22 protein-coding genes are annotated in these 19789 nt (G+C 38.3%); 12 read left to right on the top strand and 10 right to left on the bottom strand.

Annotated elements, in window-relative coordinates; all coding sequences use genetic code 11:
• Nucleotides 1-430: 430 nt before the first annotated feature.
• Nucleotides 431-916: a hypothetical protein gene (locus tag FJR06_RS07680; RefSeq protein ID WP_015083438.1), complete on the top strand. Its 486-nt coding sequence runs from the start codon at nucleotides 431-433 to the stop codon at nucleotides 914-916.
• 243 nt (nucleotides 917-1159) lie between these two features.
• Nucleotides 1160-2266 carry a fatty acid desaturase gene (locus tag FJR06_RS07675; protein ID WP_168651165.1) on the top strand — a complete coding sequence of 369 codons (1107 nt, stop codon included), beginning with the start codon at nucleotides 1160-1162 and terminating at the stop codon, nucleotides 2264-2266.
• Between the two features lie 42 nt (nucleotides 2267-2308).
• On the opposite strand, the gene FJR06_RS07670 is transcribed toward FJR06_RS07675, so the two are convergent.
• Together FJR06_RS07670 and FJR06_RS07665 are read right to left on the bottom strand one after the other, a co-directional pair.
• Nucleotides 2309-2590, bottom strand: coding sequence for a TMEM165/GDT1 family protein (locus FJR06_RS07670; protein WP_148761115.1), 282 nt, complete (start codon nucleotides 2588-2590; stop codon nucleotides 2309-2311).
• Nucleotides 2591-2620: 30 nt separating this feature from the next.
• Nucleotides 2621-2998, bottom strand: coding sequence for a TMEM165/GDT1 family protein (locus tag FJR06_RS07665; protein ID WP_168651164.1), 378 nt, complete (start codon nucleotides 2996-2998; stop codon nucleotides 2621-2623).
• Between the two features lie 364 nt (nucleotides 2999-3362).
• Between FJR06_RS07665 and FJR06_RS07660 the strand changes: the two genes are divergently transcribed.
• Together FJR06_RS07660 and FJR06_RS07655 are read left to right on the top strand one after the other, a co-directional pair.
• Nucleotides 3363-4532 (top strand): AAA family ATPase, encoded by a 1170-nt coding sequence (locus FJR06_RS07660; RefSeq protein WP_168651163.1) that lies wholly within the window; start codon nucleotides 3363-3365, stop codon nucleotides 4530-4532.
• Complete coding sequence (locus tag FJR06_RS07655; protein WP_168651162.1) at nucleotides 4529-5260, top strand: hypothetical protein; 732 nt, start codon at nucleotides 4529-4531, stop codon at nucleotides 5258-5260. The genes FJR06_RS07660 and FJR06_RS07655 overlap by 4 nt, the downstream gene beginning before the upstream one ends.
• Before the next feature lie 89 nt (nucleotides 5261-5349).
• Here FJR06_RS07655 and FJR06_RS07650 read toward each other — a convergent pair whose 3' ends face one another.
• Nucleotides 5350-5700, bottom strand: coding sequence for a YkgJ family cysteine cluster protein (locus FJR06_RS07650; protein ID WP_168651161.1), 351 nt, complete (start codon nucleotides 5698-5700; stop codon nucleotides 5350-5352).
• Between the two features lie 166 nt (nucleotides 5701-5866).
• Here FJR06_RS07650 and psb30 point away from each other — a divergent pair, with 166 nt between their 5' ends.
• Nucleotides 5867-5986, top strand: coding sequence for a photosystem II reaction center protein Ycf12/Psb30 (gene psb30 / locus FJR06_RS07645; RefSeq protein WP_028084264.1), 120 nt, complete (start codon nucleotides 5867-5869; stop codon nucleotides 5984-5986).
• 119 nt (nucleotides 5987-6105) lie between these two features.
• Here the strand turns inward: psb30 and recJ are convergent, their stop codons facing one another.
• The gene (recJ, locus tag FJR06_RS07640) at nucleotides 6106-8151 is read right to left on the bottom strand and encodes a single-stranded-DNA-specific exonuclease RecJ (RefSeq protein ID WP_168651160.1); all 2046 of its coding nucleotides are present in this window, start codon (nucleotides 8149-8151) and stop codon (nucleotides 6106-6108) included.
• A gap of 69 nt (nucleotides 8152-8220) precedes the next feature.
• Here recJ and surE point away from each other — a divergent pair, with 69 nt between their 5' ends.
• Nucleotides 8221-8901: a 5'/3'-nucleotidase SurE gene (gene surE / locus FJR06_RS07635; RefSeq protein WP_015083428.1), complete on the top strand. Its 681-nt coding sequence runs from the start codon at nucleotides 8221-8223 to the stop codon at nucleotides 8899-8901.
• Here the strand turns inward: surE and FJR06_RS07630 are convergent.
• The 6 genes from FJR06_RS07630 to FJR06_RS07605 form a co-directional block, all read right to left on the bottom strand.
• Entirely contained in the window at nucleotides 8885-9028 is a 144-nt protein-coding gene (locus FJR06_RS07630) for a hypothetical protein (protein WP_168651159.1), read from the bottom strand. The genes surE and FJR06_RS07630 overlap by 17 nt on opposite strands.
• The gene (locus FJR06_RS07625; protein WP_015083427.1) at nucleotides 9028-9321 is read right to left on the bottom strand and encodes a hypothetical protein; all 294 of its coding nucleotides are present in this window, start codon (nucleotides 9319-9321) and stop codon (nucleotides 9028-9030) included. Before FJR06_RS07625 ends, FJR06_RS07630 begins: the two co-directional genes overlap by 1 nt.
• Nucleotides 9322-9500: 179 nt before the next feature.
• Nucleotides 9501-10172 carry a HupE/UreJ family protein gene (locus FJR06_RS07620; protein ID WP_168651158.1) on the bottom strand — a complete coding sequence of 224 codons (672 nt, stop codon included), beginning with the start codon at nucleotides 10170-10172 and terminating at the stop codon, nucleotides 9501-9503.
• A gap of 66 nt (nucleotides 10173-10238) precedes the next feature.
• Entirely contained in the window at nucleotides 10239-11990 is a 1752-nt protein-coding gene (locus FJR06_RS07615) for an ABC transporter ATP-binding protein (RefSeq protein ID WP_148766820.1), read from the bottom strand.
• A gap of 40 nt (nucleotides 11991-12030) precedes the next feature.
• A complete protein-coding gene (gene iscB / locus FJR06_RS07610) occupies nucleotides 12031-13278 on the bottom strand; it encodes an RNA-guided endonuclease IscB (protein WP_168651157.1) in 1248 nt (415 codons plus the stop codon).
• Between the two features lie 359 nt (nucleotides 13279-13637).
• Nucleotides 13638-14324, bottom strand: a complete 687-nt coding sequence (locus FJR06_RS07605; protein ID WP_015083424.1) for a hypothetical protein — start codon at nucleotides 14322-14324, stop codon at nucleotides 13638-13640.
• A gap of 526 nt (nucleotides 14325-14850) precedes the next feature.
• Between FJR06_RS07605 and FJR06_RS07600 the strand changes: the two genes are divergently transcribed.
• The 6 genes from FJR06_RS07600 (at nucleotide 14851) to FJR06_RS07575 (ending at nucleotide 19781) form a co-directional block, all read left to right on the top strand.
• On the top strand, nucleotides 14851-15753 hold the full coding sequence (locus FJR06_RS07600) for a DUF2382 domain-containing protein (protein ID WP_015083423.1): 903 nt from the start codon (nucleotides 14851-14853) through the stop codon (nucleotides 15751-15753).
• 43 nt (nucleotides 15754-15796) lie between these two features.
• Complete coding sequence (locus FJR06_RS07595; protein WP_015083422.1) at nucleotides 15797-15979, top strand: CsbD family protein; 183 nt, start codon at nucleotides 15797-15799, stop codon at nucleotides 15977-15979.
• 101 nt (nucleotides 15980-16080) lie between these two features.
• On the top strand, nucleotides 16081-16710 hold the full coding sequence (locus tag FJR06_RS07590; RefSeq protein ID WP_015083421.1) for a general stress protein: 630 nt from the start codon (nucleotides 16081-16083) through the stop codon (nucleotides 16708-16710).
• A 14-nt stretch (nucleotides 16711-16724) separates the two neighbouring features.
• The gene (locus FJR06_RS07585) at nucleotides 16725-17195 is read left to right on the top strand and encodes a BON domain-containing protein (protein WP_015083420.1); all 471 of its coding nucleotides are present in this window, start codon (nucleotides 16725-16727) and stop codon (nucleotides 17193-17195) included.
• Nucleotides 17196-17240: 45 nt separating this feature from the next.
• Nucleotides 17241-17690, top strand: a complete 450-nt coding sequence (locus tag FJR06_RS24870; RefSeq protein ID WP_015083419.1) for a CsbD family protein — start codon at nucleotides 17241-17243, stop codon at nucleotides 17688-17690.
• 123 nt (nucleotides 17691-17813) lie between these two features.
• On the top strand, nucleotides 17814-19781 hold the full coding sequence (locus tag FJR06_RS07575) for an HAD-IC family P-type ATPase (protein WP_015083418.1): 1968 nt from the start codon (nucleotides 17814-17816) through the stop codon (nucleotides 19779-19781).
• Nucleotides 19782-19789 lie beyond the last annotated feature (8 nt).

Raw genomic sequence — 19789 nt, 5'->3', positions numbered from 1 at the left:
TCCCCCATGAGCGACTGCTGAACCCCGAAGGGGCTACGCATTCCGGGGTGTCGTGGCTCAAATAACGGCTACCCTTCGACTCCCTTCGACACCGCTCAGGGCAGGTCACTCAGGGTGGTCTGGTCAGCACGGCTTGCTTGATTACTCTTGCAAGCCCAGTCCCTTTAGGGCTGGGTTACTGACGGTAGATGCTGAGAATTTATTGGCACAGATTATTGTGATTCCTTCTGATCATAACGTGATGTGGGGGATTGGGAGCGATCGCTTCAGGTTTATTTATTTTTATTAAACTACCCTTGGTATTGAAATGATTTTTTCCTTTTGGTGCAAATCTGGGTTAGAGTTTCTTGTTTGTAACAATTAATTGATATTTGTTGCCAAAATCACTGTTTTAGTTAGACTCTAAGAAGACAACAAAGCAATTATTTTTATGAACACTCTTTCTAGTCTGGAATTTAAACGGTCAACTTGGCAAACAGCGATTATGTTAACTCTGGGCTTCTGGCTCAGTGCTAGTCTGGTTTTAGATTGGGTAATTATGCCTAGTCTTTACTTTGCTGGTATGATGAATGAGGCTAATTTTTCTACAGCAGGTTATCTGGTTTTTTGGAATTTTAATCGCCTAGAATTATTGTCTGCTACTGTGGTTTTAACTGCTGTACTGGCTATTAGCAAGACTAAATCTAATTGGCCTTTAGGTAGTATTGCTTTATCTGGAATTCTGTTAACAGTAGCATTACTAGATACTTATTTCTTAACTCCCCAAATGTGCGCTCTAGGTGCTAATTTCAGCTTACTTACTAGTAATCTAGTTCCACCACAAATGAACTTATTACACAGCGGTTATTTTCTATTAGAAGCATTAAAGCTAGTAGCAGGTGGTATTCTGTTAAATTTGTACTGGCGCGAAGCTTAATGTTTAAAAAGTAAAAAATATCACACTATCAAGCATAAACACTGGCATTGTCCGGGATTTTGAAGATTGCTATCTAGCTAAACATTAACCCAATATTTGTCATACTAGATATAGTATAAAATAGCGTGCAGAATCTGGGTTAATGAATCGCCAAAAACCTCAATTTTTGGTGAGCTTATGACAAAGTAATTCCCAGCCAACATCACCGAACTGTTAGTAAAGATAGTGGTCAAACTAATCATAATGATTAAAAAATCTGATTTTGTCTTAGCTCCCTACATGAAGAGCAACGACTTACGCGCAACTTATCAAGTCCTTAATACAGTTGTTCCCTATATTTTGTTATGGATTTTAGCAGTAAAAGCAGCAGAATTTTCCTTTTGGTTGCTGCCACCGATCATGATTTTGATCATACTATTTTCACTACGTTGTTTTTCTTTAATGCACGATTGTGGACATTATTCACTCTTTAGATCAAAACGGGTAAATAGAGTGGTAGGGTTTATTTTGGGAGTGATGAATGGCATCCCTCAATATCCTTGGTCAAGGGGTCATGCTTTTCATCATAAAACAAATGGCGACTGGGAAAAATATAAAGGACCGGCTGCATTAATCTCCACAGAGAAATTTGCTAAACTTAGTCCTTTTGCCCAAAAGCGGTATGAATTACTTAGGCATCCATTAATGCTTTTGCCGGGCGGTTTTTTCTATCTAGCAATTAAGCCCAGACTGGCACTAATCGCTGGTTTGTATGGTTTTATAGGTCATTTGCTGACTTGCATACAGAAAGAACCGACTATGGATATCAAGGAAATCATTTACTCTTATAAATCCAGAAATTGGTACACAACAGGAGAGTTTTTTGATATCCTTTTCAACAATATTTGCGTAGTTAGTAGTTGGATTTATTTGGGTTATTTACTAGGATTTGGATTCTTCTTTGGGGTTTACTCAATCACTCTCACCTTTTCAGCAGCAATTTTCATTTGTATCTTCTTTGTACAGCACAACTTTGATGGCTCTTACGCCCATAAAACTGAAGGTTGGGATTATACTCTAGGAGCATTAGAAGGTAGTAGTTACTTAGAATTACCCAGAGTTCTTAAATGGTTTGGGGCAGACATAGGCTACCACAATATTCACCATCTTTCTGAAAGAATACCTAATTACAATCTGGAAGCTTGCCATAATCAAAATATTCATTTACTGACCCATGTAAAAAAGCTAAAAATAGCGGATATTCCTGATTGCTTCCAATTTATTTTGTGGGACGCATCGGAGGATCGTCTTGTATCTATCGCTTCATTTCATCAATCAACCGCTTACGGTAGTAACTTTATGTTACAGTAGCGGATCTGCTTAATTTCCGATCATTTATTTGCTAACTGTCTCTTATTCCTCTTCACTGTTGGGTAATAAGAGACGGATAGCAAGAATGGCAAATCCCACAGCAGCGATCGCTTTTAAAATCCGTGTAGGTAAAAATTGGGACACCGCACCACCAGCTAATGCGCCCAGGAGACTTGTTAATACTAAAGCACCTGCTGTACCAAAAAATATAGCTTTTCGAGATTGTCCTTGTCCAGAAAGAGCGATCGCTGCTAACTGACTTTTATCACCCAATTCTGACAAAAATACCGTGACAAAGCTTAGTCCTAAAAGATGCCAGTTCATAATTTCCCCAGTTCACAATATTTACAAGTATTAACCCTGAATTACATCCCATACCAACATGACGGAAATCAGTAATAACATCACCCCGGCTGATTTCTCAACGGTTTTAGGGCTAAGTTTTGTAGATATCCAACCACCTAATAATACTCCCAGTAAGCTAGTAGTAATTAATGCTACTGCCGAACCCAGAAAAACCACCCAAGGGGCATGAGATTCTGCACTCATTAACAGGGTAGAAAGTTGGGTTTTATCACCAATTTCCGCGAGAAAAATGGTGATAAAGGTTGTCCCAAAGACCATAAATACAGATTCTTTCGGTTGGGGATGATCCTTAACTATGGATTGATGTAATTGGCTTTCAGTTTCTGATACGTGGGAAATGCTGACAGGTGGAGTATCAAGTTTCACAGGCGCTAATCTTGTCTCTAAGTTGTTTTCATATTCTCTTTATTTTCTCATATTGTTGTCATAAATTGCAACTGGATTTGTTAAAAACCGACAGCTTGATCAAAACGGATTTGTTCCAAACTGCGATCGCTCTGCTTATACTCGTCAAGAGGTAATATCGAGCAAATAACAGTATTTATTTTTCGCATAAAGATTATTGATGAGAATACACGCTTAATTAATGATATTAAAAAGTAATCTAAAACAAAATCTCTGATCATAACTTTGAGTGCTAAAATACCCGATATAGAGCGAATTGAAGATATTCATCTCAGAAGTTCTTTTAGATTCTCTATATAATTGCTTGTTAAGAAAAGTAAGAAATATGAAAATACAGAGTTTTAAATTCAGTAACCATAAAGAAAATTGGCACATTCAGGAAGTTAAATTTGAGAGTCTAAATTTACTTGTCGGTGGTTCTGGAGTTGGAAAGACAAGAATTTTAAAGGCACTTAACTTAATTTGTGATGTTGCAAAAGGTAGAAATCGCAATTTAGATGATTTGGAATGGAGTATCAATTTCTCTCATTTAGGAAAAAATTATAGGTGGGAGTTAAAAAGTTCCTCAATCAAAAATGAAGAAATACTTATAAATGTAAATGAATCAGAACAGACTGAAATTGTGTATGAAAAATTAGTTCGATACAATGATGATTCTGAACTGGAGATACTTCTCCGCAATGATTTGGGTTCAAAATTCAATAACGAAAAATTGCCTAAGTTGAAAAGAACTGAAAGTGCAATTACTCTTCTGTCAGAAGAAGATTTGATTATTCCAGTTCGTCAAGCATTTAGACAATTAATATTCAACTTTGAAACTGCTCAGAGGCAGAGATTTATGCTTATGGCGGCTGATTATGATGATCTGACTATAATTATTAATGAAATAGAAAAAATTTCTAATAAGATAAGTATTTCCAGTTTTAAAGAACTTTTTACTATTGGTCGTTTACCAGTTATAAAGGCTTTTTGCTTGCAGCAATTTTTGCCAGATGATTTCAATGAAATTAAAGAGTATTATATTGATATTTTTCCAGAAGTTAAAGATGTCAGAGTTGGTAGTGAAAGAAATTCAGATGGTGATGCTCGGCTATCCTTTGAAATTCAAGAGAACGGTATAGAAGACTGGATTCCTCAAGAGCAAATTTCATCCGGGATGTTTCGTACTCTAATTTTTTTAATTGAAGTAATTAATGCTCCCGAAGAATCAGTAATGTTAATTGATGAATTTGAGAATAGTTTAGGAATTAACTGTATGGCTGAACTAACAGACTTTATCCTTGATAAATCCCCAAATGTACAGTTTATACTTACTAGCCATCATCCATATATTATCAATAATATTCCTTGGAAAACTTGGCAAATAGTTAGTAAATACGGAAATGAAGTTAGAGTTAGAAAAGCTTCTGATATTCCAGCACTTGATACAGCTTCTAGCTTAGATAAATTTACTCAATTAATTAATTTACTTGACTGGGAGGAATTTTCCGAGTGAATCTTTTATTTTTAGTAGAGGGTGGAGAGACCGAGCCAAGGGTATATAGGGCATGGTTAAAACATTTATTTCCCAGTTTGACTTTTGTGCTTACTCCTGAAGAGATGACAATCAATACTTATCGAATTATTGCAGGTCATGGCTATCCAAAAATGGTTAGTAAACCTAGGAAAGAGCCAGGAGTTTCTTCACTGGAAGCTTGTCTAATTGATATAGAAAAATTCGGCAATGTCAACCATTTTTTTATATGTATTGACTCTGAAGACCATTCTTATACTGCTCGTTTTCATGAACTTAAATCTAAACTTGATGATCTAAAGTCAGGCTACAATATAGATAGTTCAAAAACAGAGATTCACATAATAATTCAGCATTGCTGTTTTGAAACATGGGCATTAGGTAATGCAGAAATTCCTAACGAATATCCTTTAATTAAAAGTTCCACAATTTTATCAGATTTGAAAACATATTACGATGTTTTAGTCAATGATCCTGAAGAAATGTCCTGCTGTCCAACTGGACGTACTTTTAGCACGAAAGCGCGATTTCATAAACACTATCTACAAGAATATCTCGGACAGTTTGGTTTGTTTTATAGTAAGAAAAATCCAAAGGTTGTAGAGGATAAAAAGTATCTAAATGCGTTAAAAAAGCGATGTGAATCAATGAATCATTTATCTAGCTTGAAATTATTGTTAGATATATGGGATAGTATAGAAACTTTGTAAGCAGTAGCAAAATTTAGGTACATAAAGATAAATCTCCCATTGATTACTGCGCTAAAAAACACAATGAGAGAATAATTATATGAATTAAATCAAAAACCGACAGCCTGATCAAAGCGGATAAGTTCCAAACTGCGATCGCCATAAACCCCCTCAATTTGCTGATGACAGCAATCAATCGCAAAATCGTTCACATTTTCCGCTTCAATCCCATACATCTCCTCAAAAGTCTCTGCTTCTACACGACAGAACCAAGGACGGGTAGAATAGATTTTACATTCTCGCGTACCATGATCATAATTTACGCACCATCCTCCCTCACCGACCATACTGAGATAAAGTTCTAAATCAGGTGGTGAAAGATACTCTTCTATATCTGGACGATCCGCTGGTGTCAGGTTACAACAAGCCCCACACTGAGCTATACATTGCCAAGTAGCCATATTTTTAACCTTCTAGTATTCCTGCTATTCTACTTTTTTATGACTTTTCTTATAATTTTGTGAAGTAAATTAAATTTTAGATCCACTAAACAGATATGATAAGTTGCGGGTTTTGTCATGGAATTATTAAATCTTTTTAAACCATTAAAATCATTGGGAGGAAAAAATGGACATTTTAGCTAACATCAATTGGGAAGTTGTCTTGCAGTTAACTTGCGTGGGACTAATTGTGATTTCAGGACCCATAGTAATCTTCGTTCTAGCATTTCGCAACGGCAACCTGTAAATTGGGTAATTGGTAATTGGTAATTGGTAATTGGTAATTGGTAATGCTTTGTCTAATCACCAATTACCCGTTGGAGATAATAGAATCTTAAATTACCCATTTAAGAGAGTTTTTAATCTTTAATGCTGCACAGAGGTAGACAAAGCCTGAATTGCATTTTGCACAATTCCCTCATATATGGGTTGAGATAAATTTACCTGTTCAGCATTTTCGCGGTTGAAACCCAACAAACCAAATTTATCTTCTGGTCGCATGACTAAAACTTTACCTTCAGAATTCTTAACTCTTAATTCTCTACTTATACCATTTTCATAGATTCCGCAGGTATATTGACGCTGTTTATATTCAAAACTAGCCCGTGATAGATTTGGTGAATTAGTGAAAAGTTCAACAACGTGATTTGGGAGTTTTGCACCTACTAACTCCATTTCAATGGTAGTTTTGCCATTAAAGTTATTTTCACGCAGTTTGTAAGCAATATCCAATCTTGATGGTAAGGGAAAATAATCACCCCAACGCCATGCTATGCCTTTAATTTCTTGACGCTGATTGTCTATAGTTTGGGATACAGTTAATTTAATGTGACCTTTCCCAACTATTTTCTGTTCAATCACTTGGACATTAGCAGTCCAAAAAATTGGATCTGAGTTATCAATACCGCAGGGGTGAAGAATATTTAACTGCTGAAAAATATCCTGGTTAATTTCGTGAATATTAACTTGAGTATCTATTTTCAACAGCGGTTTCAGGTGTTGAAGTTCCAAACACTGATTTGCAAATGCAGATAAACGCAACCGCAATTCTGGTAAATTCTCCGCTGGTAAAGAAAATCCTCCCGCAGCTTTGTGTCCCCCAAATTTACCTAATAAATCCCGACAAGCATCTAAAGCTGCAAATATATGAAATTCAGGAATTCCCCGCGCTGAACCCCGAATTATGGTTTCATTTTCGTAAGTTCCAATAAATACAGGAACACCATAACGTTCTAGTAAGCGAGAAGCAACAATCCCAATAACACCATGATGCCAATTATCTTTGATAACAACTAATACGCGGTCTTTTTGTAAAGAGTTTATATATAAATCTTCAACAATGGCAATGGCTTCTTTTTCAATTTCCTCGCACATTTGTTGCCGTTGAGTATTAGTTTGTTCACATTGGATAGCTTTAGCTAATGCAATACCAAAATCATCAGTTGTGAGCAAATCAATGACAATTTGTGGATCACCAATTCTGCCGATAGCATTAATTCGTGGTCCCAATCGAAAACCAATATCTTCGGGTTTTAAAGATTTAGAAGTTTGATTTTTTTCTCCTTCGCTGGCTTGAACTCCGGCAATTTGAATTAATGCTTGTATCCCTGGTAAATTAGATTTTGGTAATAACTTTAAACCCCGTTTTACCCAGCGACGATTCACACCGGTTAAAGGGGCTAAATCGGCAATAGTTCCCAAGGTGAATAAAGCTAACAGTGGCTGCACTAAACCTTTGATTTCTCCTAATTGTTGGGCTAAACAAACGGCTAAAATGTAAGCCACACCCACACCAGCTACACCCCGATAGGGAGAAGATTCAGCTATCAGTTTCGGGTTGAGAATCGCGTTAGCTGGAGGTAATATTTGGGGAACATCATGATGATCTGTTATAATAACTTTTAAACCCAGTTCTCTGGCTCTAGTAATTGGTTCAACCGCAGAAATTCCATTATCCACCGTCAGAATTAGTTTCACCCCTTCATCATGAAACTCTTCGACAATCCGGTTATTAATCCCATAACCATCGTGCATTCGACTAGGAATAGCATAATCAACATCAGCGCCCAAAGCCCTAAGACTTCTCATCAGTACTGCAGTACTGGTCATACCATCAGCATCATAGTCTCCACAGATAGCTATCTTCTCTTTATTGGCGATCGCTAATTCCAATAATTCCACACTCGCAGCTAAATCAGGGAATTCTTCGAGAGGAGAAGGTAAAATCAGAGATTCGGGATCTAGAAATATCTTGGCATCTTCTGGGGTTTCCATGCCCCGATTAATTAATAATTGGCTGATAATTGGCGAGATATTTGTTAAATTCGCTAATATTAAACTAGCTTCTGGATTTTTTGCTGCAATTTGCCAACGTTGATTGGGTAAGCGTTTGGAAGATTTGTCATTGGTCATAGAAGAGTTAAAAGTCTATTTAATAGACTATTCTAAGTTACGTATTGTCAGATATCAAATCGGTTCTATATGACTATAATTTTAACCAATGACGACGGTATTGATGCACCGGGTATTGCAGCTTTATTTAAAGCAGTAAATGGTAAGTCGGTAATTATTGCTGCACCGCAATCACATCAATCTGGCTGCGGACATCAAGTTACTACCCATCAACCGATTAATCTTCAACGGCGTTCAGATTGTGAATATGCTATTGGTGGCACTCCTGCTGATTGTATCAGAGTTGCCATTTCACATATTGCTGAAGATATCAACTATGTAATCTCCGGTATTAATGCTGGTGGAAACTTGGGTGTTGATGCTTATATTTCTGGGACTGTGGCTGCTGTTAGAGAGGCTGCAATGCACGGAATTCCCGGAATTGCTGTTTCTCAATATCGTCACGGTAAACGCGATTATGATTGGGATGCGGCTATGAGATGGACATCTGCATTGTTAGAATATTTGATGGAACTTCCCCTCGAACCTGGATGTTTTTGGAATGTTAATTTACCACACCTGTTACCGCAACAAGCAGATCCAGAAGTAGTATTTTGTCAACCTTGTTCCAAACCTTTACCTGTTAATTACCGAATAGAAGGTGATGATTTTTACTACACAGGAGAATATAGTAAACGAGAACGGACTCCTAATGGTGATGTTGATATATGTTTTTCTGGTAAAATCGCAGTCACTAAGTTAAGGGTTTAAGGTAATTAGGGCTTACTAATTCAGGTTCTAAATTCTTCTTCCTTCTTTCTTCTTCCTGATAGCGTAGCGTGGCGTTAGCCATACTCGGTGACTCCTGACTCGGTGACTCCTGAACTCCTTCCATCATTATTCATCTTGCAACAAGGACACAAGCCCATCTAAGGTTTGTGACAATTGAGTGATTTGTTCCATAGAATCCTTCTGAGAATCAGCCAAACTTTGAACAGCGTCACATAAAGCAAAAATCTGATATCCTTGCTGCTGTACTTGTTTTCCTTGAGCCTCTATTTGTAGACTCAGAGCATCTACTCTGTGAGCAAGACGTTCAATTGTCTCAGTTGTCGAGAGTACAGCGTCTCCAATCTGTTCAACAATAGATTCTAGACGACTGATTCTTGTTTCTATTCCAGTTGCAATCATTTCTGGCCTGCTCCAATCTTGAGGAAAAATCATCACAGTAATATTCCTAAATATTCATTCAATAGTTTCATAATCAGCATTATTAATAAATAAAGTAATTTGTCATCGTTCCTCTTCGTTTTGACCTTTAACTTCCGCCAAGCAGTGCTAATCCCAATTCCTATTCCCCAATCCCTAAGTTAAATTACTGAGTAACCCAAAAGTACGATACCAATTGCACAGAATACTAAACCAGCAAAACGGATGATTTTTGGGAAGATTTGGTTAATTTCATTGATGCCAAAATTTACACCTATTTTTCTGGCACTCATGATAATTACTGTTTGGGTGAAGGCAACACTAATGACAAAGTTAATCATAGTAAATGTTTCCGCACCGAGGATGGATGTAGCATCAGAGTACCCTTGAAATATACCAGCAGTAGCACTTAATAAAGCTATTGCTAACCAATGAATAGGAATTGGTGTAACTAACATGATTCCTAATGCAATGGTACAAATAGCGATCGCTATTGCTGGTGCAGGTAAGATCACTGGAGATAAATTAATCAATTGTCCACAGATAGCAGCAATGACAAAGGTGATATTTAGGCAATTACCACGGGTAAATCTAGCGGAAAATAAACCTAATGCTACAATCCCTGCAAAACGGTCTAAACTAATCACTGGATCGGCTATACCCCAAATAAACCCTTCCCAGATGGTGGAAACATTATGTTCAATGGGTGATCCACCGGCTGAAGTCAGTAAACTAATGACGACTAAAAGAGCTATCGCTCCTAAAAGACGCTGCTGTTTAGATGTTAATAAGTTACTGGACTCAGAAGCTACTAACTGTGAATTTTTAAACATCTTTAGATTATGCTGGTTAGTGATTAATACTACTGCTAATTATTACAAAAATTAATCCATTTTGGTTCAATGTAATAGTTCTTCTACTTGGTGTTGATGCCACAAATTTTGATAAAGTCCAGGCTGTTCTACCAGTTCTGAGTGATGACCAGTCTGGACGATTTTCCCCTGTTCCATGACCAAAATTCGGTCAGATGTGGCAGCAGCAGCAAGTTGGTGGGTAATGAAAATTACGGTTTTTCTTTTTGTCCCTGTAGCCAGATTGGTGAGGATTTGTGTAGCAGTTTGATTGTCTACACTGGATAGGGCATCATCCAACAGCAAGATGGGGGCATCAATTAACATTGCTCTTGCTAAAGCTGTGCGTTGTCTTTGTCCACCAGAAAGGGTAATTCCTCGCTCACCCACTAGGGTTTCATACTGTTGGGGGAAATTCTGAATTTCTGCGTCAATTTGCGCCATTTTGGCGGCGTAAACTACGTCTTCTGCGGCGGAGACGGGATCACCATAACGGATATTATTTTTGACGGTGGTACTGAATAAAAAGCTATCTTGTGGTACGTAGGCGATCGCTCCGCGTAAATCACTCACAGCTAGTTTTGTCACATCCAACCCATCTAAAAACAACTGTCCTGGCTGAATATCCAATAATCTGGGGAAAGCATTCGCTAAGGTTGATTTTCCTGAACCAACCGGACCGACAATAGCGACTACTTCCCCAGGAGCAATCCTAAAATTAAGATGTTCTAGAACTGGGGTATTTACGCCGGGGTAGGTGTAACTAAAGTTTACTGCTGTCAGTTCCCCTTTGAGTTTGTTAACCTCCAGATGAATACTATCTGGTGTGTCTTGAATTTTGGGAGTCACACTGAGAATAGTTTCTAAACGGTCAATACTGACTTCACCCCGTTGGTAAGCAGTAATGGTGAATCCTAATAAAGCGGTAGGGAAAATTAATCGCTCTACATAAATTAGCAAAGCCAGAAAGTCACCAATGGCAAGAGTTCCAGAGGATATTCTGGCTGTACCTAACCAAATAATAATCAAAGAACTGAGACTTGCTAACCCACCAATGAGCGGAAATAGGGTGTTGCGCGTTTTAGCTAGTTTGAGGTTAGCGGTTAATAGCTGTTCATTTTTCTGACTAAATGCTTGACGCTCATTGTCTTCTTGGGCGTAGATTTTAATCAGTGCCATACCGCTCATATCTTCCCGTACCAGTTCACTGATTTCTGCAAGTTGTTCTTGGACGGCGGTTTGTTCATTACGCAAGCGATCGCTAAAAAAATGCACCATCAGAAACATGAACGGGTACACTGCTAATGATGCCAATGTCAGTTCCACACTCAGAGACAACATCACTGGTAATGTCAGAGTATAGGCAAAAAAAGTATTTGCCAAACTTAATACAGCAAAACCTACCAACCGTCGAATATTATCTACATCACTGGTAGCGCGACTAATTAAATCCCCAGGAGTATTAACTGTAAAATAAGCAGGTTCTAATTGCAGCAGGTGCTGAAAAATCCGCTGTTTGAGGTCAAATTCTACCTGTCTTCCCACACCAAATATCCAAATCCGAGAAGCCATTCGCATCATCCACATAGCGGAACTAAGTAGGGCGATAAGGACTACATAATGGATGATTTGGCGAAAACTAAAACTCTTAGATAGAGTATCTACCCCTGAACGGATTAACAAAGGAATATATACACCCAGCCCATTGACAACTAATAAAGCAATAATACCGAAAACGGTTTCGCGCCAATAGGGGCGTAAATAAGCAGCGATTTTATCAAGTCTGTGTGATTTGGCCATGCCATTCCTTCTAATCCCAAAATAATGTAGTGTTTCCTAGTCAAAAATAGGAATAAGCATCTTTGCTGTGGAGTTTTTTAAAATCAGTTAGTTTCCCACCAATTCTTTTCCCATCTACCCTGATCTCTAGTCGGGTCGCAGATTGCACTACAACCCGACCTGAGACACCTTTACAATAGGCAATATCACCTGTGTTCCACTTGTGTTCATACTTTTGACGTGGCTGGGAACAAGGAAAACCGAACTTGTTTATCCGACATAATCTTCTTGTTCCAAGTCCGGTAGATTTTACTTTAAATATATTGGTTGTCAATATATTTAAGTTTTTTACTACTCCAACACACGCCGCATCTATCCAATGTTCTTTGGGAAGATTTAATTTTCTCCTATTGAATTTTGTCCTTCCCCCAGAAGCCGTTGTAATTGGTAATCCAGTTTCTTTCAAAGTTTGAAATAAATCCCACCTGGTAGAATTAACAGCAACCGCATCTTTTAAAGGTCTTTTTGACTGAGATTTAATTCTTTTCAATAGTTCTGGTTTCTTAGCTAAAAACTTTTCAATGTCCTGCGTTCCTTTTTTTTGATTACATTTTTCACAAGACAAGCACAGGTTACTTATTCTGTTACTTCCACCTTTCGCTTTAGGTTGAATATGTTCTACCTGAAGGGGGATATCTTTCGCATCACAATAACTACATTTTCTCTCCCATTTCTCTAGTAAATATTCTCTAACTTCGTAACCTTGTAACTCCCCTTGCTGATATTCTATTCCCGATATTTCAGGGTTTTCTAGTTGCTGTAAATCAAATCTGACTAGCTCTTGAGTAATAGCTGTAATTGGGGCATATTTTATTAATCTTTTTACCCAAGTATTAGTAGTCAATACACGATGTTTTAAACTTGGAGCTAACCAATTTATTGTCCGTTTTCTATTCAGAAACCGTGGCTTTCTATAACGAGTATGACGGTTTCTTCGACTACGCCTAACCCATGAGCGTGTTTCTAGCTCACTTTTAATTACAGCACCACGATGTTGTAATTCCATTCCCCAAATAACTTCTTCTTTGTTATTTACTAAAGAGATACCCGTAAACTTAGAACCAGGATCAATTTTTAAATTAATGGGGTAAGTAACAATGTTTTCCACAACCCGATTCATGATTAAAACAAAAGGATAACGCCTAAAAACGGCTGCTTTCCCACTATCCAATAGCTTACTAGCATGAGATGGGTGGATAGGATTTAATGGGGTTTTATTAGCATCAATTAAAAAGACAAAATTGGACATAATTTGTTTTCGGTCGGTTTGACCAATCCTTATTTCTAAGTAAAGTTTGCTTCAACCCGGTTATAAAAGCTTGTTATGGTAAAGACACTTTCCTTTTGGAATGTTTAATCAGTACCGACAGAGCATGGAACTAGCGAATCCCAAGGTGTCATAACTTAAATAACGTTTACCCTTCGACTACGCTCAGGGTGGTTTGGTTCACATCTAAACCGTATTACTACGATTTAGAATGATCCCAACAATTATCTAACTTTTTGAGATTACAGGAGCAGTCATTGAGTCAGGAGTCAGGAGTCAGGAGTCAGGAAGAAGAACGAAAATTTATCCCCCTGCTCCCTCTTCCCTGTCCCCTGCCTCTTCTACGTCCGGCCACGTAGGAAAACATAAATCTGATTGAGATAACTTTCCCATACTTGGGTAGTAAGTTGCAGTGTTTCTGCATTAGGAACAAAGTCTTCTACCCGTAACCCGCGGGTGCTGATTGCTTGAGGATTTTGGAGGAGATAGGAAGGGATATTCGCAGTCAGACTATTGAAGGCTATAGTTGGAGAATTTATCTCTACCATTGGTGGGATGATATTTTGCTGAATATCTGAGATTGTGAAATTAGGATTTGCTGAACCAAAGGCGACTAGGGCGGATGGGGAAGTTTGGTGATTTATGTTCGTCCCCTCAACTGTGGCAACTGGTGATCTAACGAGGAAGTAAGCGATCGCTGGCGTGCTGGACAAAAGCAAAACCGTCAAAGCCCATCCTAATAAAAAACCGCCCGGTTTATCAATGCCACCGCCTTTGATTTTTTGAGCAGCTAGAAACAACATTAAAACCGAAGCGCCCAAAGGCTTGAGCGGGAAGGAGATAAATCGCCACAATGAAGCCAATGCTGGTTCATTGGGATTGAGAAATGCTAAAGCTAAAACAACAATGACTAACCCTAAAACAAATCTGCCGACAAAAGTTACTGATGGATAGAATCTTTGAAACAAAGAAAAGGCTACAACACCAATTAAGAGCCATAGCAAAACCCGGCTTAACAACTGAAACATAAATTAACTCTCTAATTTTTTAGCGCAGTAAGCCTAAAGACCGCAGGAAGTGGATTAATTTTATCGTCAAGCTGACTTAAAAATACCTCAAACTCACACCCAAAGATTACCGCCGTAGTGATTTTAATGCAATTTTTTGACACCGAGTGTATTATTTGCGATTTTCCCCAAGAGAAATTTTTAGATTATTTGGCTATAAACGAATTTATACACTTTTAAACCCACCCAGATCCCCGACTTCTCCAAGAAGTCGGGGATCTGAACTTTCCTGCACATTTACTTGGTTGAGAATCTCTGTCTATTGACATACAAGCATAATCAACCCTTTGATGGACGGTCTTAATCATAAAAATAACTAATGTATACATATTAGAACTAACAGAGCTGAAAAACTAATAACCCAATTGTACCAGGTTCTAATGTTGAGAATAATTGGTATTTGATGACATCAACTGATGGTGAAACTGGAACAGGAGCAAAATTATCAACCTGTTCCACATCCGTAAAAAGTGGAGATGGAAATAGTATGCCTCTTTTGAAAATTAAAGAATTTGATCCGAATTATCGAGAAAGTTTTGAAGGCAAAGATATCAAAGGTATGGGTGTCTATGCAACCGCAGATGAAAAAATTGGCACAGTCAACGATATTTTAGTAGATGACCAAGGACATTTTCGCTATTTCGTTGTTGATTTAGGTTTGTGGATTTTTGGGAAAAAAGTTTTATTGCCAGTTGGTCGTTCGCGCATTGATCATACCTCTGAACGGATTTATACAGTGGGAATGACCAAACAACAAGCAGAGAATTTACCCGAATTTAACGAACACAAAGAAATTGATTATAACTATGAAGAACAAGTCAGAGGAGTGTATCGTTCCGAAGCATTCTTAGAAAGTTCCGGTTCTGTAGATACAGCCAGTTCTCGACCTGCGGGAGGGACTATGGTAGCCCCTCCCATAGTCCCACCGAGAAAGTCCGGTAACGGCAGTGCTGCCTATGACTATAAAGCAGATCCGGCTCTATATGCTTTGAATGATCAGGATCATCAAACTTTCAAACTATATCAAGAACGATTAATTGCCAACAAAGTCCGCGCCAAAACGGGAGAAGTTATTGTTGGGAAACATACAGAAACAGAAAAAGCGCGGGTTTCAGTTCCCATAGATAAGGAAAGAATTGTTATTGAACGAGTCACTCCTACAACTGCGGGAGAAACGGTGGCTTTAGATAGCGACAGCTTTGGGACGACAGAAGTGAGTCGAATAGAACTTTATGAAGAAACTGCGGACATTCATAAAGAAGCTTTCTTACGAGAAGAAGTCAGAGTTAATAAAGTTGTAGATCACGAAACCATTGAAGCAGAAGAAACTCTGCGTCGAGAGGAATTGGATGTTAACACCCAAGAACATCCGAATGTGGAAAGAAGATAAAACCCAGATTTCGCGTTAGTAAATTTTCCATTAGGAGCAGATTATGAGTATGAAAGATAAAGCTAAGGCAACCGCCAAAAACATTGAAGGTAAGGTTCAAGAAGCCGTAGGCGATTTAACAGGAGATCCAAAAACTCAAGCAGAAGGCAAGGCAAAACAAGCAGAAGCCAAAGTTCGCCACGCGGTTGAAGATGTGAAGGATCAAGCCAGAGAAATTGTCGAATAGATTAACCAGGCAGGGGCAGGGAAATAAGACTTTTGATCTTACAAACTAATTCTTAATTACCTTGTTGCCTGCCACTTTTTCCCTTGTGAAAGGATAAAAAAATGACCTTGATTAATAATAAACGAGCAGTGGGAGTATTTTCTAGTCACGAAGAAGTAGAAGATGCTCTAAATGAACTGCGAGATAACGGATTTGACATGAATCAGGTATCTGTGATTGCTAAACATGATGAAGATCTAAATCAGCGATACCAAATTGGTGAAACACGAGTTCAAGAACCAACAGAAGCCCGTGAAATCGGCCATGAAACCACTCATGAAACCACTCGTGTAGAGGAAGGTGCGAAAACTGGAGTCGAGGCAGGAGGAGCGGTTGGGGGGTTGACAGGGTTACTAATTGGGTTAGGAACTCTAGCAATTCCGGGGATTGGTCCAGTTATGTTAGCAGGAGCAGTAGCTACAGCGATCGCTACAACTCTAGCAGGTGGAGCTATCGGAGCAGCAGTTGGTGGTTTAATTGGTAGTTTAGTAGGTTTAGGAATTCCCGAACATCGGGCGCAAATCTACCATGATTATGTAGTTGATGGGGATTATCTAGTAATTGTAGATGGCACAGAGGCGGAAATCCTGAGAGCAGAAACAATTTTCAAGCACAAGGGAATGCGGGAATGGGAAGTTTACAATAGTCCAACCATTGGCCGTTCTGCTAATCCTGTTGTCTCGCGTGTGTAAAAGGGATTGGAAATATGAGAAAAATTACGCTTTTAGTCCTCAGTAGCATTTTACTTCTGGGAACAGTTGCTTGTGACAATAAAGCCAAAACTAGCAGCAGTGCGCCCGATTCTGCTGAGAAAACTGGTGAAGTTCCCACAGATAAAACCATTTTAGCCAATCAAAAAGACGCAACTAGCCAACTTCGTCGAGATCAACTCAACGCAGATATTCGCGCCCGTGAACAACGCAATAATGTCACTGGAGGGAATGCAACTCGCGCTAATAGTGATCTTGCCAGTGAGGTTCGTTCTAAGTTGGAAGCTAATATTCCGTCTAGTCAATTAACTGTGGCTGCTAAAGATGGAGCAATTGTTGTAGTTGGAAATGTCCAGAATCAAGAACAACTAAATAAAATTAATTCTCTTGCTAAAGAAATCAAGGGTGTAAGAAGCGTCAAAGTTGTAGTCAAAATTGTTCCAGCCGTACCAAGTCCAAAACTATAACCGATGACATTTATTAATTAACAACCTATAAATGAGGAAAATTCCATGAATCTATTTTCACAATTTCGCAAGTTTTTTCTCGTCATTAGTTTAGTTCTATTTCTGGGAATTTTCACAGCTTTTACATCTGAGGTTAGTCTCGCTCAGACTCAAATGGCCACAACTATGAATCGAGTCGAAGCCACAACTAAAAATATTGAAGGTAAAGTTCAAGAAACTTTCGGTAATGTCACAGGAAATAAAAAAGACCAATTCATGGGTAAAGCCAAGCAAGCTGAAAGTAAAGTTCGTAATGCAGTCGAAGATATAAAAGATACAAAGTGGCAACCCAACTCAAGAGCAACCAAAAAGATTGAAGCTAAAACTGAAAAAGCCATAGACAATAGTATTGTCAACCCTAATTATCTACCTAGTGGAAAAACTGATGACATAAAAAGTGAATCTCGTAACCCAGCAAATAAAATGAAAGAAGAGGTTCGCAATACTTTTAAGTAGGGTTTGCTGAAAAAGTTATCTGTGAGGGCTTTTGTAGGTTGGGTTGACGCAAGGAAACCCAACATTTTTGGGATTTGGTGGCTGTAGCTTAACCAGAACTACAATTATTTCTAACATTAATTGATGAATTCACAATTATCCACTTTTTGGAATTTATCTGCTGTTCAGATATTTGTGCAGGTACAATCAACCCCACAAGGTTTAAGCAGTGAAGAAGCTAAACAACGCCTGAGTAAGTCCGGTGCAAATAGCCTCAAGCAAAAACAGCAATCCCATACTCTCACTTTGTTATTAAATCAGTTTAATAGTCCGATTATTCTGATTTTGATTGTAGCAGCAATTCTTTCCATTTTTCTGCAAGATGCTATTGATGCAGTCATTATTCTCGTAATTGTCTTCGCAAGTGGATTTCTGGGTTTTTGGCAAGAACGGGGTGCTGCTGATGCTGTCCAGAAACTCCTAGAACTGGTGGAAATCAAAGCGAGTATCCTCCGAGATGGTAAACCCCAAGATGTCCCAGTAGATGAGGTTATGCCGGGAGATATTGTCTTATTGTCGGCTGGTAATAGTATTCCTGGAGATTGTTTGGTTTTAGAGTCACAAACCCTATCGGTAGATGAAGCTACTTTGACTGGGGAAACTTATCCAGTGGCTAAAGAAACAGCGATTTTACCTGCGGAAACTGGACTAGGACAACGCACAAATAGCCTATTTATGGGGACTCATGTAGTAAGTGGCACTGCTAAGGCTGTGGTGGTGAATACGGGCAAAGCAACGGAATTTGGTAAGGTATCGGAACGATTGAAATTTAGACCACCAGAAACTGAGTTTGAGAATGGAATTCGCAAGTTTGGTTATTTTCTTTTGGAAGTAACTTTAACTTTAGTAATCCTAATTTTTACCGCGAATATTTATCTCCATCGTCCGGTGTTAGATTCTTTTATGTTTTCCTTGGCTTTGGCTGTAGGACTTACTCCCCAATTATTGCCGGCAATTATTAGTATTAATTTAGCTCATTGTGCCAAGTTAATGGTCAAAAAACAGGTGATTGTCAAACGATTACCTGCAATAGAAAATTTTGGCAGTATGAATGTTTTATGTGCCGATAAAACAGGGACTTTAACTGATGGTGTGGTGCGAATTCGTTCGGCTTTGGATGTAGATGGTAAAGAAAGTGAGAGAGTCTTGTTTTATGCCTATTTAAATGCTATTTATGAATCAGGTTATGTTAATCCTATTGATGAAGCAATTCGTAATCATAAATCATTTGATATTTCTAAATATAAAAAGTTGGATGAGATTCCCTATGATTTTAACCGCAAACGTCTGAGTATTTTATTGAGTAAAGATCATGATTGTCTGGTGATTACAAAAGGAGCAATTTCTAATATTTTAGATATCTGTAATACGGTAGAAATGGCAGAAGATAAAATAATTGATATTGAACCAATTCGGCAGCAAATCCAGCAAAAATATGAAGATTTAGGTAGTCAAGGTTTTCGGACTTTGGGCGTTGCCTATCGAACTATAAATACTAATCATATCACTCTTAAAGATGAAATTAATTTTACTTTTTTGGGCTATTTGGCTTTATATGATCCGCCCAAATCTGACATCAAAAATACAATTATTGATCTAGCAAATTTGGGCGTTACTTTGAAAATGATCACCGGTGATAGTCACGCAGTTGCTGCTAGTATTAGTCAGCAGGTAGGACTAATACAAACTAAGCTATTGACAGGATCTCAAATCCAAAAACTCAGTGATGCAGCTTTGATACATCAGGTAAATCAGGTCAACATCTTTGCAGAAATAGAACCAAATCAAAAGGAGCGAATTATTGTAGCTTTGAAAAAAGCTGGTAATGTTGTCGGCTACATGGGGGATGGAATTAATGATGCTTCTGCGCTTTACGCTGCGGATGTGGGTATTTCTGTTGATACGGCTGTAGATGTGGCTAAGGAGGCAGCGGATATTGTCTTGATGCAGAAGGATTTGGATGTGTTATTGGGGGGAATCAAAGCGGGAAGAACCACTTTTGCCAATACCTTAAAATACGTATTTATGGCTACTAGTGGTCTGTCAAGCTAAAAGTTGTG

Source organism: Dolichospermum sp. UHCC 0352, from assembly GCF_009711925.1.
Taxonomy (GTDB): Bacteria; Cyanobacteriota; Cyanobacteriia; order Cyanobacteriales; family Nostocaceae; genus Dolichospermum; species Dolichospermum lemmermannii.
The sequence above is the reverse complement of the archived record's forward strand: the minus strand, read 5'-3'. Positions and strand labels throughout refer to the sequence as shown.